General features: G+C 70.6%; 17 protein-coding genes and 1 pseudogene. 10 read left to right on the forward strand and 8 right to left on the reverse strand.

The window, feature by feature from the left end; genetic code table 11:
• Window positions 1–44: 44 nt before the first annotated feature.
• The 5 genes from ACP4J3_RS49205 to ACP4J3_RS49225 are packed head-to-tail and all read left to right on the forward strand — an operon-like array spanning window position 45 to window position 3,153.
• On the forward strand, window positions 45–332 hold the full coding sequence (locus ACP4J3_RS49205; protein WP_426544555.1) for a hypothetical protein: 288 nt from the start codon (window positions 45–47) through the stop codon (window positions 330–332).
• On the forward strand, window positions 332–1,363 hold the full coding sequence (locus tag ACP4J3_RS49210) for a CobW family GTP-binding protein (RefSeq protein ID WP_426544557.1): 1,032 nt from the start codon (window positions 332–334) through the stop codon (window positions 1,361–1,363). Before ACP4J3_RS49205 ends, ACP4J3_RS49210 begins: the two co-directional genes overlap by 1 nt.
• Complete coding sequence (locus tag ACP4J3_RS49215) at window positions 1,360–2,394, forward strand: WD40 repeat domain-containing protein (protein ID WP_426544559.1); 1,035 nt, start codon at window positions 1,360–1,362, stop codon at window positions 2,392–2,394. Before ACP4J3_RS49210 ends, ACP4J3_RS49215 begins: the two co-directional genes overlap by 4 nt.
• Before the next feature lie 8 nt (window positions 2,395–2,402).
• Window positions 2,403–2,789, forward strand: coding sequence for a (2Fe-2S) ferredoxin domain-containing protein (locus tag ACP4J3_RS49220; RefSeq protein ID WP_426544561.1), 387 nt, complete (start codon window positions 2,403–2,405; stop codon window positions 2,787–2,789).
• The gene (locus ACP4J3_RS49225; protein ID WP_426544563.1) at window positions 2,776–3,153 is read left to right on the forward strand and encodes an ArsR/SmtB family transcription factor; all 378 of its coding nucleotides are present in this window, start codon (window positions 2,776–2,778) and stop codon (window positions 3,151–3,153) included. Before ACP4J3_RS49220 ends, ACP4J3_RS49225 begins: the two co-directional genes overlap by 14 nt.
• Before the next feature lie 18 nt (window positions 3,154–3,171).
• Here the strand turns inward: ACP4J3_RS49225 and ACP4J3_RS49230 are convergent, their stop codons facing one another.
• Window positions 3,172–3,387 (reverse strand): hypothetical protein, encoded by a 216-nt coding sequence (locus tag ACP4J3_RS49230; RefSeq protein WP_426544565.1) that lies wholly within the window; start codon window positions 3,385–3,387, stop codon window positions 3,172–3,174.
• An 81-nt stretch (window positions 3,388–3,468) separates the two neighbouring features.
• A complete protein-coding gene (locus tag ACP4J3_RS49235; RefSeq protein ID WP_426544567.1) occupies window positions 3,469–3,771 on the reverse strand; it encodes a hypothetical protein in 303 nt (100 codons plus the stop codon).
• Window positions 3,772–4,083: 312 nt separating this feature from the next.
• Here ACP4J3_RS49235 and ACP4J3_RS49240 point away from each other — a divergent pair, with 312 nt between their 5' ends.
• Both ACP4J3_RS49240 and ACP4J3_RS49245 read left to right on the forward strand, forming a co-directional pair.
• Window positions 4,084–4,755 (forward strand): hypothetical protein, encoded by a 672-nt coding sequence (locus ACP4J3_RS49240; protein ID WP_426544569.1) that lies wholly within the window; start codon window positions 4,084–4,086, stop codon window positions 4,753–4,755.
• A gap of 67 nt (window positions 4,756–4,822) precedes the next feature.
• The gene (locus tag ACP4J3_RS49245) at window positions 4,823–5,521 is read left to right on the forward strand and encodes a DUF1775 domain-containing protein (RefSeq protein ID WP_426544571.1); all 699 of its coding nucleotides are present in this window, start codon (window positions 4,823–4,825) and stop codon (window positions 5,519–5,521) included.
• A 74-nt stretch (window positions 5,522–5,595) separates the two neighbouring features.
• Here the strand turns inward: ACP4J3_RS49245 and ACP4J3_RS49250 are convergent, their stop codons facing one another.
• Window positions 5,596–5,955 carry an ArsR/SmtB family transcription factor gene (locus ACP4J3_RS49250; RefSeq protein ID WP_426544573.1) on the reverse strand — a complete coding sequence of 120 codons (360 nt, stop codon included), beginning with the start codon at window positions 5,953–5,955 and terminating at the stop codon, window positions 5,596–5,598.
• A gap of 150 nt (window positions 5,956–6,105) precedes the next feature.
• On the opposite strand from ACP4J3_RS49250, the gene ACP4J3_RS49255 reads away from it, so the two are divergent.
• Window positions 6,106–7,452, forward strand: coding sequence for an MFS transporter (locus ACP4J3_RS49255; RefSeq protein WP_426544575.1), 1,347 nt, complete (start codon window positions 6,106–6,108; stop codon window positions 7,450–7,452).
• A gap of 812 nt (window positions 7,453–8,264) precedes the next feature.
• Here ACP4J3_RS49255 and ACP4J3_RS49260 read toward each other — a convergent pair.
• The gene (locus ACP4J3_RS49260; protein ID WP_426544577.1) at window positions 8,265–9,074 is read right to left on the reverse strand and encodes a class I SAM-dependent methyltransferase; all 810 of its coding nucleotides are present in this window, start codon (window positions 9,072–9,074) and stop codon (window positions 8,265–8,267) included.
• 831 nt (window positions 9,075–9,905) lie between these two features.
• On the opposite strand from ACP4J3_RS49260, the gene ACP4J3_RS49265 reads away from it, so the two are divergent.
• Window positions 9,906–10,265, forward strand: a complete 360-nt coding sequence (locus ACP4J3_RS49265; protein WP_426544579.1) for a hypothetical protein — start codon at window positions 9,906–9,908, stop codon at window positions 10,263–10,265.
• A gap of 307 nt (window positions 10,266–10,572) precedes the next feature.
• A complete protein-coding gene (locus tag ACP4J3_RS49270; RefSeq protein WP_426544581.1) occupies window positions 10,573–10,863 on the forward strand; it encodes a hypothetical protein in 291 nt (96 codons plus the stop codon).
• 205 nt (window positions 10,864–11,068) lie between these two features.
• On the opposite strand, the gene ACP4J3_RS49275 is transcribed toward ACP4J3_RS49270, so the two are convergent.
• The 4 genes and pseudogenes from ACP4J3_RS49275 to ACP4J3_RS49290 all read right to left on the reverse strand — a co-directional run bounded on the left by ACP4J3_RS49275 (window position 11,069) and on the right by ACP4J3_RS49290 (window position 15,232).
• Window positions 11,069–11,794: a hypothetical protein gene (locus ACP4J3_RS49275; protein WP_426544583.1), complete on the reverse strand. Its 726-nt coding sequence runs from the start codon at window positions 11,792–11,794 to the stop codon at window positions 11,069–11,071.
• A 143-nt stretch (window positions 11,795–11,937) separates the two neighbouring features.
• Window positions 11,938–12,426, reverse strand: coding sequence for a hypothetical protein (locus ACP4J3_RS49280; RefSeq protein ID WP_426544585.1), 489 nt, complete (start codon window positions 12,424–12,426; stop codon window positions 11,938–11,940).
• Between the two features lie 190 nt (window positions 12,427–12,616).
• Window positions 12,617–13,087: pseudogene (locus ACP4J3_RS49285) on the reverse strand (hypothetical protein); the annotation flags it as partial.
• 510 nt (window positions 13,088–13,597) lie between these two features.
• A complete protein-coding gene (locus ACP4J3_RS49290) occupies window positions 13,598–15,232 on the reverse strand; it encodes a class I adenylate-forming enzyme family protein (protein ID WP_426544587.1) in 1,635 nt (544 codons plus the stop codon).
• Window positions 15,233–15,360: the final 128 nt, after the last annotated feature.

A 15,360-nucleotide genomic window follows, 5' to 3' on the forward strand; every position in this document is an offset into this window, starting at 1 on the left:
TGCACCGGCTGCCAACCCGCCACCGAGTGAGGAGAACTGCCGCCATGCCCCTGGGATTCGGGCCGGGAAACCCCGCCGCACCAAGTCCGCACCTGCGCGAGCTGAAGGAGACCGTACGCACCCTGCTGGACCTCGACGACGACACCGCCGTCATGATCCGCCAGCTCGCCTGCACCGAACCGGGCTGCCCACCCCTGGAGACGGTCGTCGCCGTCCTGCCGATGAACGGGCCGGCCCGCCGCTGGACCCTGCACCAACCCACCGACGACATCACCGAGGACGACCTCAAAGCCGCCCTGCTCACCACCACGCCCGAAGGAGCCCGACCCTGATGACGACAACCGAAGCCACCGCGACCGACGCACCGCGCGACGAGCGAGTACCCGTCACCGTCCTGACCGGCTTCCTCGGCTCGGGCAAGACCACCCTCCTCAACCGCATCCTCACCGAACACCACGGGATGCGGATCGCCGTCATCGAGAACGAGTTCGGCGAGATCGGCATCGACGACGCCCTCGTCCTCGACGCCGAGGAAGAGATCTTCGAGATGAACAACGGCTGCATCTGTTGCACCGTCCGAGGAGACCTCATCCGCATCCTCGGCGCTCTGATGCGACGCCGCGAGAAGTTCGACCACATCCTCATCGAGACCACCGGCCTCGCCGACCCCGCCCCCGTCGCACAGACCTTCTTCATGGACGACGAGATCGCAGCCCAACTGCGCCTGGACGCCATCATCACCCTCGTCGACGCCGCCCACGTCCTGCTGCACCTCGACGAGGTCAAACCGGAAGGCGTGGAGAACGAGGCCGTCGAGCAGATCGCCTTCGCCGACCGCATCGTGCTCAACAAGACCGACCTCGCCGACGAGGCGACCATCACCGAGGTCGAGGCACGCGTGAAGGCCATCAACGCACCCGTGCAGATCCTGCGCGCCCGCAACGCCGAAGTCGACCTCAAGCAGATCCTCGACGTCGGCGCCTTCGATCTGGACCGGGTCCTGAAGGACGACCCGTCCTTCCTCACCGAGACCGAGCACCAGCACGACACCACCGTCACCTCGGTCGGTATCGAACTCGACGGCGAGGTCGACGACACCCGCCTCAACGCCTGGCTGGGCAACCTGCTGCGCACCAAGGGCGCCGACATCTTCCGCTCCAAGGGCATCCTCGCCATCGCCGGTTCGAGCAGGCAGTACGTCTTCCAGGGCGTCCACATGCTGCTCATCGGCGAGGAAGGCGCCCAGTGGCGGGCCGACGAGCCGCGCCGTAACCGGCTGGTCTTCATCGGCCGCAACCTCGACCGCGACGAGCTGGAGCGCGGCTTCGCCGACTGCCTGGCCACCGCGGGAGCCGCCGCGTGAGCATCACCACACCCGACCAAGCCCTGACCGTCGCCTGGGAGATCACCATCGACGACGCCCCCGTCGCCCTGAGTGCACGCGGCGACCTGGTGGCCGTCGCCGGAGCCGAGGGCACGGTACGCGTCCTCGATGCCGCGATGGGCGCCGAGATGGGCGCACTCGACCTTGCCGGCGGCACCCTGAAGGCCCAACTCTCCTCCACCGCCCAGCACTTGGCGGTCACCGGCCCCATGGGATACGCGCTGTGGCGCCGCTCGGACGGCCGCACCGTCGTGCGCGAATCCGGCGCCTGGTCCTCCGCCGCCGCCTGGGCCAACGACGAACGGGTGGCGGTCGCCTCCGGACGGACGGCGCTCGTACTCGACGCGGACGGCGAGGAGTTGTGGCGTACGGCGGCCGCCGCGTCCACCGTCACGGACCTCGCCTGGCTGCGGCGGGGGCGGCGGCTGGCCGTGGCCGCGTACGGGGCGGTGCGCGGCCACGAGCGGCACACCGCGCAGCCCGTGGTCACCTACCCCTACATCGGCTCGCACCTCGCGCTCGCCGTCGCCCCGACCGAGAAGTGGATCTGCAGCGGCAACCAGGACGCCTCCATCCACATCTGGCGCACCAGAGACGGCAGCGAACTGACCATGTCCGGCTACCCGGAGAAGGTCTCCCGCCTCGCCTTCGACGACACCGGCTTCTGGCTCGCCGCCGACGGCGCCCCCGACCTGACGGTCTGGGACTTCTCCGGCAAAGGCCCCGCCGGCACCGCACCCCGCCAGCTGCGCTGCCATGAGACGATCACCGCGCTCGCCTGGCGGCCCGGCCCCGCCGGACACCTCGCCAGCGGCGGCCACGACGGCACCGTCGCGCTCTGGTACGCCACCGCCGGACAGCCCGCCAACCGGCTACGACCCGTGCGCACACTCGACGACGTCGACTCGCCCGTCGCCGCGCTGGCCTGGGCAGGACCTCACCTCCTGATCACCGCCCACCGCGACGGCCGCGTCCGCGCCCACACCGTGCCCTCGCAGGCGGCACTGTGAACCGGTCGGTGATCCGAGCGGCCAACCGCCCGTGCACGCTGGTCGTCTGCCGCGGCTGCTGCTGCGGCAACCCGCGCAAGCACCCGGGCACCGACCACGCCTGGCAGCTGGACCGGCTGCGGGCCGGCGCGGCCGAACACGGCTTCCAGGTCCGCACGACGGACTGCCTCGGCCCCTGCGACCAGGCCAACGTCATCGTCGTCCAGCCCTCCACCGCCGGACGCCGGGCCGGCGGCCGGGCGACCTGGATCGGCTTCGCCATGGACGACGACTGTACGGACGACCTGCTGCGCTGGGCGGCCGACGGAGGACCGGGGGTGGCGTCACCGCCGGCCGCGCTGGAGCTGCAGTTCGTCCGCCCGCCGCGTGAGGCCCGTGCCCGTGCACGCCGCTGAACCCGTTCGCCCCAACGGGGATGTGGGCGGCCGCGACGTCATCGCGGCCGCCCGCCTCGACGAGGCCACCGCGGCCTCCGTCGCTGCCACGCTGCAGGCCCTGGCCACCCCGTCCCGGCTGCTGATCCTCACCACCCTGCGGCACGCCGCGTACTCGGTCACCGAACTCGCCGCCGCCGTCGGCATGGAACAGTCCGCGGTCTCCCACCAGCTGCGGCTGCTGCGCGCCCTCGGCCTGGTCACCGGACGGCGCGACGGCCGCCGCATCGTCTACCGCCTCTACGACGACCACGTCGCCCAACTCCTCGACCAGGCCGTCCACCACATCGAACACCTACGCCTCGGCCTGCTCGATCCCGGCTGAGCCAGTCACCGACGCGACCTAGCTCTTCTCCTCACGCTCCTCCCCTTCCTCATCCCGGGCCTGGCGTCGGCCCGGCCACAACGACGACAGCAGCAGCGCCAGCGCGATCAGGGCAGCCACGATGCCGAGGATCGTCTGCGCCGAGGTGAAGAACTCGACTATCCCGTTGCCCTCGTCGGGCTGTTGCGGCGCATACGGCTGGTCAACTTCGAGATGGACAAACATTACGGGCACACCAAGAAACTCCGGTGTCAGTGAAGGCGCGCTGCGGCCAGGGCGGCGCGGGATGACGTGGTGCGGTGGAGTGCCGTGCGGTTACGGCGCGCAGGGCTGGGCGCGGTGCAGCAGGACCGTGAGCGCGTGCGGGCGTGGGAGCGTTGCTCTGGGCAGAGGCGGGTGCGCGGACCGGGGCAACGGCACGCCCGCCAGCCTCAGGACGAGGCCGATGACGTACAGCAGCCACGTCCACCAGCCACGCACCGCCCCGGCGACGGCGTGCGACAGCCGCCCGGGCAGGTCGGAGGCGCTGCGGAAGAAGCAGACCAGGGCGAGGCCGGCGAGGAAGTTCAGCGCGGCCATGACCAGGGTGTTGTGGTGCCAGGCCGACGGCAGACGCATGCGGTCGTCCAGTGCCGTGGCCGGGATTTCGGTACTGCCGCGAGCGCCAGCGCCGGCCAGGAGACCGTGGAGTCGGTTGTCGCATGGTGCAGTCCGGCCGTAAGTGCGGTGGCGGCCAGGGCATAAGCGGCCGCGCGGGCGGCGGTGCCCCCCGCGGTGCGGTTCGGGAGCGGCCAGACGGACATGTCCGGTCCATGGTGCCGTATGACACGACGAGCCACGGTACGAATACGCCGATTCGGGGCTCAGGTACGGGTGTGATCAGTGAGGCATCGGTCTCTTTCCCGGACCGGCCTGCCAACCGTGCGGACGATGTTCCATGATGAGCGGGCCATGCACCAGTCCGACCCGACCCTCCGCGCCCCTCTGCCCGTCCTCCGGGCAGCGGTGTTCGCCGTCGTCGGCGGGGTTCTGGGGGTGAGCGCCCACCACCTGCTCGCCGAGGGACCGGTGCCGTGGGCACAGGGCACGGCCGCGGCCGCCGTTCTCTTCGGTCTCGGGCTCCTCGGCACGCGCCGTCCTCGCCGCCTGGCCACGGTCGTGGCCTGCAGCGTCGCGGGGCAGTCCGGGTTGCACCTGTGGCTGACACTCACCGCACACTCCGGACACATCCCGGCCACGGCCGACCATCATCACGGCGGCCACGCCCATGACGCCCACGCGGCCTGGCACGAGCGGCTGCACGACTCCGTGGCCATGACGGCGGCGCACGCACTGGTCGCCGCGCTCGTCGCCGTCCTGCTGCACCGTGCGGACGCGGCCTGCTGGACGCTGGCCCGCGGTGTGACGGCGGCGCTGGACGCGGTGCGGGCGAACGTCGCCGCCGCCCGGATGCTGTGCACGCGACCGCCATCACCCGGGCGGCTTGCGCTGCCCGTTCTCGCAGCGGCGGAGGGTGAACGGCCGTCTGCGATGGGGCCGGTGCTCGCGCATGCGGTGGTACGGCGGGGTCCTCCGCCGACGAGTCCAGCTCTCGTCAACTGACCCCCGGGCGCCGGTTCGGCCCACGCCGGACCGCCGCCCCGCCATACCCCCATGCCTGGAGACCCCCATGTCCCGCATCACCCTGCCGCGCACCGGGCGGCGCCTGACCGTCGCCGCTGCCGCTGCGGCAACCGCCCTTCTACTCACCGCCGTTCCTGCCGCCGCCCACGTGGAGGTGGAGTCCGACAACGCCCAGGCCCTCGCCGAAAACGTCGAGCTCACCTTCGTGGCCGAGTCGGAGTCCGCCACGGCCGGCATCACCGAGCTTCGCGTTGTCCTGCCCGAGGGAATCGCTCCGTCCGACGTGACGTACGGCGAGGGCCCCAAGGGCTGGAAGTTCACCGCCAGCGACGACGGCTACACCGTCAAGGGCCCGGCCGTGAAGGCCGGCGAGGACGCCGAGTACTCGGTCGTCGTACGGCAGTTGCCCGACGCGAAGGAGCTGGCGTTCAAGACGTTGCAGACCTACAGCGATGGCAAGATCGACCGCTGGATCGAACTGGGCGAGTCCAGCGGCGGCGGCCACGGCAACGAAGCACCGGTTCTCGAACTGAAGGCCGCCGGACCGGGCGCGAAGCCGGTCAGCCCCTCCCCCAGCGCGTCGGAGAGCCCCTCCGTCTCGCCCTCGCCGCAGGCGGCCGACGCCGAGAGGGACGACGACAGCGGGCTGTCGGCTGGCGCCTGGACCGGCATCGTCGCCGCGATCCTCATCCTGGTCGCGGCTGTGGCGTTCGTCGTACGCCGCCGGGGCGGCGCCCAGCAGTAGTCCGGCCGCCCACTTCCAGGGCCCTTGCGCACCGAGCCGTCTCGGGTGCAAGGGCCCTCGTGGACTACGGCATGTCAGTCGTGTGAAGCCTTCCCGCTCACCCGGTGGTCCGCGTGGCTGAGCGCCTCCACCACCAGGCGCCGCAGATGCCCGTCGCTGAGCCGGTAGTAGATGTGCCGCCCCTCCCGGCGGGTGTCCACCAGCCCGGCCAGCCGCAGTTTCGCCAGATGCTGGCTGACCGCCGTGCGCGACGCCTCGCACCGCTCGGCCAGCGAACCGACGTCCGACTCGCCCTGGGCCAGCAGCCACAGCAGATGCAGGCGGGTGGCGTCGGAGAGCATCGCGAACACCCCGGTCGCCTCGGCGAGCCGCGCACTGTCCGGGGCACGCAGATGCGCATCGGCCGCAGGTGATATGGGGTGGCGTTCTGGCATGAGGCCAGCCTAGAGCCACCGGGCCAGTGCGGTGGGCTCGGCGGGTTCGGCAGTGGACCGTCGACTTCCAGCCATCATGTGCGCAGGTGCGCACATGATGGCTACACTCGTCGGACCCGACCGGACCGCTCTGCCCAGGGAGCCGCCCGCATGCTCGCCGTCCTGCGCAACCGCACCTACCGCCACCTCTTCACGGCCCAGGTCATCGCCCTGGCCGGCACCGGCCTGGCCACGGTGGCCCTCGGTCTGCTGGCCTACGACATCGCCGGCGCCGACGCCGGCTCGGTGCTCGGCACCGCGCTCGCGATCAAGATGGTGGCGTACGTGACGATCGCCCCGGCCGTCGGCGCGATAGCCGACCGGCTGCCGCGACGGGCCCTCATGGTCACGGTGGACCTCATACGCGCCGGCGTCGCCCTGATGCTGCCCTTCGTCGACCAGGTCTGGCAGGTGTACGTCCTGGTCTTCCTGCTCCAGTCCGCCTCCGCCGCGTTCACACCGACCTTCCAGGCCGTCATCCCCGACGTCCTGCCGGACGAACGCGACTACACGCGGGCACTGTCCATGTCCCGGCTCGCGTACGACCTGGAGAGCCTGTTCTCACCCGCGCTGGCGGCAGCCCTGCTGTCCGTCATCACGTACAACTGGCTGTTCACGGGAACCATGCTGGGGTTCATGGCCTCGGCCGCGCTCGTGGTCTGCACGGTCCTCCCCAAGGCGAACACCCCCGCCGCGCCGCGCACCGGCGGCGCGTACGCGAAGGCCACCGCCGGCACGCGCCTCTTCTTCACCGTCCCGCGGCTGCGCGCCCTGCTCGCCCTGAACCTCGCGGTCGCCGCTGCTGGCGCAATGGTGACCGTCAACTCCGTCGTCTACGTACAGGACTTCCTGGGGCAGCCAGAGGGCGCCGTACCGCTCGCGCTCGGGGCGTACGGGGCGGGCTCGATGGTCGTGGCGCTCGTCCTGCCCCGCGTGCTGGACAGGGTTTCCGACCGAACGGTGATGCTGCGCGGTGCGTTGTTGCTCGCCGTCGTCTTCGCCGGGCTGGGCGCCATCACGGCCGCGCAGGGCGGGAGTTGGCGCTGGCCCGCGCTGCTGGCCGTCTGGGCCGCCTTCGGCGCCGCCTGCTCGATGGTGCTCACACCGACCGGACGGCTCATCCGCCGCTCGGCACCGGCCGAGGAGCGCACAGCGGCGTTCGCGGCACAGTTCTCGCTCTCGCACGGCTGTTGGCTGCTGACGTATCCTCTGGCCGGATGGCTGGGCGCCGAGGCCGGGTTGCAGGCGGCCGTGGTCTTCCTGGGCGGCATCGCGCTGACCGCGTCTGTGCTGGCCGTGCGTCTGTGGCGGGGGCAGGCGATCGTCGAGCACGAGCACACCGACCTCCATGACGGCCACCCCCACCTCGCCGGTGCCACACAGGTCAGGACCGGCTGGCGGCACCGTCACAGCCTCGTGGCCGACGAACTGCACCCCGCACCGTCCCGCCACGCGTGACTCCCGCGCCGGGACCCCGGGCCGAGCGGCACGGTGGCCACGGACGCCGGTCCCTCAGCGCACCATGACGGTCCTCGTCGCGGTGGCCTGGTCGATGTCCGTGATACGGACGGTCACGGCCATCTTCCACTTTGCCGGCCGCGGGGAGCCTGACGAAACTCGGCCTCCGCGACCGATTACAGGCCGTGATCTTCGCCTACGAGACGGGGATCAACCTCCTCGCGACGTACCGACCTGATCCGGGCATCGCCCAGCGGACGGCTCGCCTCAGAAGTTCTCCACAAGCCAGATAGCCGCCAACAGCAACACCGCGGCGGCGGCCAGCACCGCGACCGCCTGGGCGACCCAGCGGGGAATCCGATTCATCGCATCCATCCTCACTTCGGGTCCTGACTGGCTTCTACCCCGTTACGCGGCACCCGCTTCCTCACGGACGCACCCGAACCCGCCCTGGATGCATCCACCCAATCCGGGTATTGCGGCACCACGCACGGTCTGGGCGGTGGTGGTCGCCGCCACCGCCCTCGCCCACACCGCGGCCTGCGACGACGGCGACGGCGGCGCACCTCGAAGGGCACCGCCGCCCGTTACCGAGTCGTTCAGCCACACCGCACTCAGCCCATCACCGTCGATCTCCGAAGGGTGCGGCTCTCCTGGAGTGACTCAGGCAGTCAGGCCATGAGGTCGTAGCGGGCCTGGTTGATGCGGCGGTGGTACTGACGCTCGGCAGGGAAGGCCCAGGGCTCCGGAAAGTCCCCGTTGTCCTGTACCGCGCGGAGGGTAGAGCACAGGGGACAGTCCATCGCCCGCGGTCAGACGGCCGTGGAGCGCCCAGTCCACAGCAGGGTGGGCTGGACCACGAAACCGTCCGGATCGGTGCCGACCCAAGCCGGGCTGGCCGGGTCGAGCAGCTCTTCGGCCCGGGCGATGTCGGCGTCGTTCATGCCTGCGGCCCGCCCGTGGGAGGCTACGGCGCGACGCATTTCTGGCCAGACGATCTGCTCCAGGAACGTGCGCGCCGCGGGCTCGGCGAGGGTGGAGGCGACCACCGGGAACACCCGTAGAGTGACGTCGCTCAGCCCGGCCTGACGCATCCAGGCTCCCAGTCGCTCGTAGTGGGCCTGCCCGTCATGGGGCAGGCCCCAGGTGAGCTCGGAGGCGGTCCGGATAAGTCGTTCCAGCCGTGAATGCCCCGGCAGGAACATCGACTGGTAGTAGTTCGTGGTGAACAACGCGAGCGTGCCGCCGGGCACCAGCGCACCGGCCAAGGCTCGCACGACTGCGGCAGGGTCGTCGAAGCTTGCCGGCCAGACGGTGTCGGAGGACCAGATCAGGTCGAAGGCGCTGCCCGTGGCTGAAGCCTCGGCGGCGATCGCGTGGAGGTCGGCGACGCGCAGGTCGACCAGACGTTCCAGCCGCAGGTCGTCGAGCTGAACTCTGGCCACCTCGATCGCCCGGGCATCGATGTCGACGGCCACCACCGTTCCGTCCTCATCACGGCTGGCGGCTCGCACCCGTCTGGCCAGGTGACCCAGGGCGCCACCGGCTCCCGTGCCGACGTCGAGAACCCGCAGGGGAAGGGTGGATTCTGCCAGCTCGATCGCCGCGACCGCGGCGGCCACCGCAGGAGCTGTGAAATCTCGGTTTGTGCGCAGATAGTCGAGGTAACTACTGGTGTCCGGACCAGCCCCCGTGTCCTCCGGGATCGATCGGCGGCCGTCATCTACTGTCACGAGCACCCCTCACGTAGATATGAAAACCGTTATCAGTCTCTAGGGGCGGTGTGGTTGCGGCAACCCTCCGCAGAGCTAACCAGCCACTGCCGAACGCGTCGTCGGCGGACGTGTCTGCCCGGCCGCCGCAAAGTGTCACCGGTCGACGCCCCACGGTGCGAACTCGGCATCGCCCAGCGTCGCGTTCTGTACACCTCTCCGCCAGTCGGCCCCACGGTCCGGCCCAATGTCCGGCAGTCAGGCTGAACCCGCCCGGACCACAGCCACAGGCTCAACAACCCAGCTCAACCACTCCCTGCGGAAGAGCTTCACCCATCTCCGAATCCCCTACGCCGACCGGTACCGCGCCGGAGGACCCGGAGGAAGCCGAGCAGGACGTCAGGGAAGCCTGGCGGGTCTTCCTCGACCCGGAATCATCCCTCGACGAGCGGAGTGAGGTCGTTGAGACCGGCGAGCAGAACGCACTGATGATCGACAACCTCTTCCACGACCCGCTCGGCCGCCGCCTCCGCGCCGACGTGACCTCGGTGTCGTTCACCTCCGACCTGCACGCCGACGTCGCCTACACCCTCATCCGCTACGTCCGCCGACTGGACACCGGCGACCTGCGAAGAGCCGACCGATCTCGCCCCCTGACGCGCTTCACGCCGCCACGACCAAGGCCAGCCGCGGCGAGGCGAACCGCGTTCCGCACACGAACCGCAGCACTGGCCCCGGGCAGTGATCCGTGCGGCGAACCGGCCGTGCACGCCGGTCGTGTGCCTGGGCTGCTGCTGCGGCAACCCGCGCAAGCACCCCGGCACCGACCACGCCTGGCAACTCGACCGACTGCGCGCCGCCGCCGAACACGGCTTCAAGGTCCGTACGACGGACTGCCTCGGCCCCTGCGACCAGGCCAACGTCATCGTCGTCCAGCCCTCCACCGCCGGACGCCGGGTCGGCGGCCGCGCGACCTGGATCGGCTTCGCCGTACCTTTCGTCGGCGGCGGCATCGCGTTCACCATCACCGCCGTGCGGATGACCAACGCCCTCAACAGCAAGGCCGAGGCCAAACGCCGGGAGGTCCTCGGCGAACTGTGAACCCAGCGCAGCACCGTGCACTAAGGAGGGCGGCGGACGGATCCGGTGGGCTTCGGGTCACTCAGTGGTGGCATCCCAGCAAGCGCACCGAGCAGCCTCGGGATCCGACGGCCCACTCCCGCCAGCGGTCAGCGCGCGAACCCGGCAGATGTTGGGCCTTGCGTAAAACGTGGCTGAATACTCTGAGTGACTATTCACCGCGGTTTCGGCAAGGGCCAGGGACCGCCACTGAGGTGGCGGCCCCTGACAGGGTAGCGGATCGGGGTGGTGGTGGGCTGAGGCTGATGCCTCAGTGGGTTCGTGATCGGTGGGGTTTGCCGCTGGTGGCGTTCTGGGCGAGGAGGAAGCCGAGGACGACGAGGCTCTGGGCTTCGGCGCCGAAGGCGATCAGGCGGTGGTTCCACAGGGAGCGGTCGAACTGGGAGAAGCCGGCTTCGGTGTCTTCGCGGCCGCCGTAGAGGGCTTGGTGGACGGCGGTGTCGTCGGGGATCTGCAGGAGGTGCTCGGCGCGGTGGAAGCCAGTCTCGGCATCGCTTTGTCCTTCGTCGCGTTCCCCGGGGGCAGTGGTGACGCCGACGGGTTCGCGGTGTTTACGTAACCCTGGAGGAAGGCATCGAGATCCGCGATCGCCAAGTGCGCGACCTGCGCGGCGACAGCACCGTATGGGGACCACGCCAGCGTTCTGCCCGCTGTTGCACCGCGCTGCCGCCTGCACGCCGTCCCACGGGGAATGCAGGTCACCGGACGCGGCAGCCACATGCGCGATGAAAAGGCCCTCGTCCCGCGCCTGGAGGAACTCAACGCTACTTCTCCCCGGTCGACAGCCGGGTGCGGAAGGTGTGCCGGGCCCTGGCGGCGGCCTTCGCGGTGGCCTCGCGCAGGTGGCCCGGGCGCATCACGATTCCCTTCTGGTCGACACTGATCACGATCAGCGTCCCGGACGCAGCCGGGTGGGCAGTGCGGGCCGTATAGAACGCGGCGATGTCCACGGCTGCGGCCCGCACCAGATCCTCCACCTGGCGTTTGCCCACCACCCGGCCCCCGCAGCTGCGGTCGATCGCTTCCAGCGCGGTGTCGTAGGAACCGCGGGCCGCTTCGAGGACCGCGAGGCGGCGCAGTCCCAGATTGTGCCGCCCGTGGGGCAGGCCCAGCATGGCGTCGGCGGGGTAGAGGTTGGTCGTGCCCGCGCCGCGCAGAGCGCATCGGGTCACGGTCACCGGCCCCAGCACGGTGGCCAGTTGCCGCCGGTGGCCCTTCTCCAGCCTGCTCCGGCCGCCGGCGAGCTCAGCCCGCCTATGCGGATCGAGGGCGGACAGGTGGTCCTTCTCGTGGCGGGCCCGCCACTCGAGATGGGCCTGCAGGAGCAGTCGCCCCAGTTCCCGGGAGCCCGCTTCGACGTCGGCCTCGGCCTGTTCATGCGTCGCGGTGAGTGCTTCGGGGCTGGAGAGGCGGGCGGCCAGGGAAGTGAGGGAAGAAAACACGCGGGCAAAGGGGTCAGCCGCCGCGGCCGTTTCGTACGCTGCGTTCATCGGGCTCTCGTCCTCGGACAGTGGCGATCTGGTTGGCACCATCGACGCCAGGGACGAGAGCCCGGCCCCACACCGGCGCGACGCCGCTCACCGGCCGCGGCTTCCCGCTCCGGCGCGCCCGCGCCCGCCCTCCGCGCACCACCTCACGCGAACAGGCCCGGCTCGCCCTCGGCCAGCCAGCCCCGCTCCACCAGCCGTTTCAGCTTCGAACGGAACCCCTCTACCTTGTTCTTGCCCGTCGACAACCCCAGCGCGGCGCACAGATGATGCGCCCGCATCGGATGCACCGCGTCGTGCAACACCTCGACGACGTCCCGGTACGAGCGCGGCAGCACATCCGCCTCAACCCCCGGCTCCCACTGCGGCACCAGCCGCACCCCGACCGGCGATCCCGCCCCGCTCCGGTCCACCGGCAGCGGGACTTCCTCCGCAGCCTCGTCCACGGACACCGTCACCGCCCCCTCGCCGGACAGGATCTCCGTCATCGTCTCCCGTGTGATCTCCAGCCGGGACAGCACAGCCTCCCGCTCGGCAACACGACCAGCCAACTCCTCCATCCGCGAGCGAAGTTCACTGATCTCGGCCCGAGCAGCCGCCTCCCGCCGCTCGATCTCCTCCAGCCACGACACCATCGCCGCCTCCAAGACCACGTCTCAGGACACGACGATCCGCCCTCCGCGCACACACGGCAACGGCGCACGGCATCACCAACTCACTGAGAAAGAGCCGCACCCTACGTAGTTCCGGCCCCGCCGGCCCCAGGCGTCGGCCTGCGGACGACGCCTGGTTCAGCGGCAAGGACCGGTGCGATCCAGTGAAGTGCGGGTCAGCCTGCAGCACCACACGGTCCGCCTCGACATCAAATCCGAGCACCGGGTGACCCGGGTCAGTCTCCGGCGCGAGCCGTACAGGTTTGTCCAAGCACCGTCCGATCGCCCGCAGGAAGCCGCACAGCACGTTCAGTCGCACCTGCCCCTGGAGCTCCCGAAGATCGACATCGAAGTCGATCGAATCGGCCGCATAGGGACGAAAGATCGCCATTACTCCCGGTACTGGCCAGATCCTCAACATCACACTGGCCTCGACGCCCCGAACCAGCATCACCTCGGCCCGTGGCAGCCGCAGCACGGCACCGTCCTCGGAGTACTCACACGCCCAACCCCGCGACCGCGCCAAGTCGAGCACTGCCTGCCAGTCATCGACGGAAGTACCAGTGACACTCACATCCGGCAGCGAACCCATCAAATCGGGGTCGAAGAAGTTCTTAACGTCATCCCACAGCAGGTCAGGCATCATGCAATGATGCCCTCTCACCCAGGGGACCACAGTCCGATTTCCTCGGACCCCCTCCCAGTTCCTGGCAGTCACACACCCCATCAGCGGTTCAGAAGCACGTCGCGATCACCCGAGTGCAGAGAAGCATCTTCGCGTCCGGCGGGCAGGAAGCGTTCTTCGAAGGCCACGTGGGTCCGGAAGCGGAGAGCTTCGCCGTGCCGGCCGTGGTGACCTTGCCGCCGGGCAGCTCGTAGACGAAGGTCAGCACCTCGTCCCGTAGGTCTACGCCGAGCGCCTGAAGACCTGGGTGGAATGGGCCGACGTCGCCGCCGAGGCCCAGGGCAGCCCCGCGTAGCCGTGTCGCACGCCGCAGCCACGACAACGGCCGGTGGGCATGCGCGTTCCCTCGACGGGAGACCGCACGCCCGCCGGCCGTGGTTAGTGGCTGCGAGGAGGTGACCCTCCCCGCAGCCACTCGGCACGGCCTGTCCGGGCCGACGGACTCCCGCGACTGTACGGTCCGGTTGCTCAGGGAAGCGGCTTCAGGCGGCCGTCGCTGGTCTGCCGTCGCAGGAGGAACTTCTGGATCTTTCCCATGGCGTTGGCGGGGATGGTGTCGGCCAGGTACCAGTGGCGCGGGGTCTTGTGCGGGGCCAGGGCGGCCCGCAGGTGGTCGTGGAGTTCGGCGGCGGTGGGCGGGTCGGCGGGGTCGGTGGGGTTGATGACGGCGGCGACCTGCTCGCCCCAGGCCGGGTCGGGGAGGCCGAGTACGGCGGCCTGTTGTACCCGGGGGTGGGTGCTGAGCGCCGCTTCGATCTCGGCTGGGTAGATGTTCTCCCCGCCTCGGATGATCATGTCTTTGAGGCGGCCGGTGACGGTGACGTAGCCGCGCTCGTCCATGACGCCCAGGTCGCCGGTGTGGAGCCATCCGTCGCGGTCGATGGTCTGGGCGGTGGCCTCGGGAAGGTCGTGGTAGCCGAGCATGACCTGGTAGCCGCGGGCGCAGATCTCGCCCGGCTCTGCCACGGGCAGCGGATCGGCGCCGGCGGGGCCGGTGATTTTGACCTCGACCTGCCACAGAGGGCGGCCGGCGGTGTGGAGTTTGTCTTGGGCGTTGTCGTCGGGGCTGGTCTGGGTGACGGAGGGGCTGAGTTCGGTCTGTCCGTAGAGGGTGGAGAAGCGGGCGCCGAAGCGGCGCTCGGTCTCCTCGACCAGTTCCGGGGGCACCCGGTCGCCGCCGGACAGGACGGTCGCGCAGGCGCTGAGGTCGTAGGAGTCGAATGTGGGGTGGTTCAGCAGGGCGGTGAGCATCGCCGGGACTCCGGCGAAGAAGGTGGCCCGCCACTTCTGAAGTGCCTCCAGGACGAGGGTGGGCTGGAAGACCTGGACGAGGACGAGGGTGCCGGTGGCGGTGGCCACGCCGAGCACGGTCAGGTCGCAGCCGGCGGTGTGGAACAGCGGCAGCGCGCTGCCCCAGACCCCGTTCCGGGGGAAGCCTGCGCGGGCGGCCACGAAGGTGGCGTTGGTGACGAGGCCGCGGTGGTGCAGGACGGCGCCCTTGGGGGTGCCGGTCGTTCCGGAGGTGTACTGGATCTGTGCCGCGGCACCCGGGTCGACCCGCGGCAGCGGTTCGGGGGCGGTGGCGCGGACCTCGGTGAGCCAGCCGGTGAAGGAGACCCGCTCGCGCAGGCGGGGGAGGCGCGGCCGTATCCGTTCCACCGCCGCCGCCATGTCCGTCTCGCGGAAGGAGTCGGTCAGCAGCAGCCCCACGGCACCGGACTGGGAGAGCACGTGCTCGAGTTCGGCGTCGCGCAGTGCGGGGTTGACGGTGACCAGGATCTGCCCGGCCAGGGCTGCGCCGTACTGGAGGATGACCCATTCGGGGATGTTGGGGGCCCACACGGCGATGTGCTCGCCCGGGGCGAACCGAGCGGTCAGCCAGGACGCGGCGTGCTCGGCGTCGTCCAGGAGCTGGGCGTAGGTCCAGGTGCGGTCGGTGCGGTCGGCGCCGGACAGGGCGGCGCCGGGCGGGGCGATCTCGACCAGCGCCAGGCGGTCCGGGGCGGTCGACGCGGCGCCTCGGAGCACCTCCCCGATGGTGAGGTCGAGGACCGGGCGGGTGGTGTCGGCGGGCCGGTACGAGCGGGTCAGCGGTTCTTGCATCGTCACTCCTCCAGGTCTTGCGCTGTGGGGACCGGGCCGCCGCCGTCGGGAATCCAGCGGCCCGAGTCGCGCCACTTGACCGCCTCGTGGAAGCCGTGGGTGGCGGCGAACTGCTGGAACCAGCGGCC

Source organism: Streptomyces sp. UG1, assembly GCF_049974585.1.
GTDB lineage: Bacteria > Actinomycetota > Actinomycetes > Streptomycetales > Streptomycetaceae > Streptomyces.

What these genes read in the sequence shown, in the direction of transcription:
- ACP4J3_RS49205 (WP_426544555.1), top strand. Translation starts at nt 45, where the DNA reads ATGCCCCTGGGATTCGGGCCGGGAAACCCCGCCGCACCAAGTCCGCAC.
- ACP4J3_RS49210 (WP_426544557.1), top strand. Translation starts at nt 332, where the DNA reads ATGACGACAACCGAAGCCACCGCGACCGACGCACCGCGCGACGAGCGA.
- ACP4J3_RS49235 (WP_426544567.1), bottom strand. Translation starts at nt 3,771, where the DNA reads ATGCGTCTGCCGTCGGCCTGGCACCACAACACCCTGGTCATGGCCGCG.
- ACP4J3_RS49240 (WP_426544569.1), top strand. Translation starts at nt 4,084, where the DNA reads ATGTTCCATGATGAGCGGGCCATGCACCAGTCCGACCCGACCCTCCGC.
- ACP4J3_RS49245 (WP_426544571.1), top strand. Translation starts at nt 4,823, where the DNA reads ATGTCCCGCATCACCCTGCCGCGCACCGGGCGGCGCCTGACCGTCGCC.
- ACP4J3_RS49250 (WP_426544573.1), bottom strand. Translation starts at nt 5,955, where the DNA reads ATGCCAGAACGCCACCCCATATCACCTGCGGCCGATGCGCATCTGCGT.
- ACP4J3_RS49255 (WP_426544575.1), top strand. Translation starts at nt 6,106, where the DNA reads ATGCTCGCCGTCCTGCGCAACCGCACCTACCGCCACCTCTTCACGGCC.
- ACP4J3_RS49275 (WP_426544583.1), bottom strand. Translation starts at nt 11,794, where the DNA reads ATGAACGCAGCGTACGAAACGGCCGCGGCGGCTGACCCCTTTGCCCGC.
- ACP4J3_RS49280 (WP_426544585.1), bottom strand. Translation starts at nt 12,426, where the DNA reads ATGGTGTCGTGGCTGGAGGAGATCGAGCGGCGGGAGGCGGCTGCTCGG.
- ACP4J3_RS49290 (WP_426544587.1), bottom strand. Translation starts at nt 15,232, where the DNA reads ATGCAAGAACCGCTGACCCGCTCGTACCGGCCCGCCGACACCACCCGC.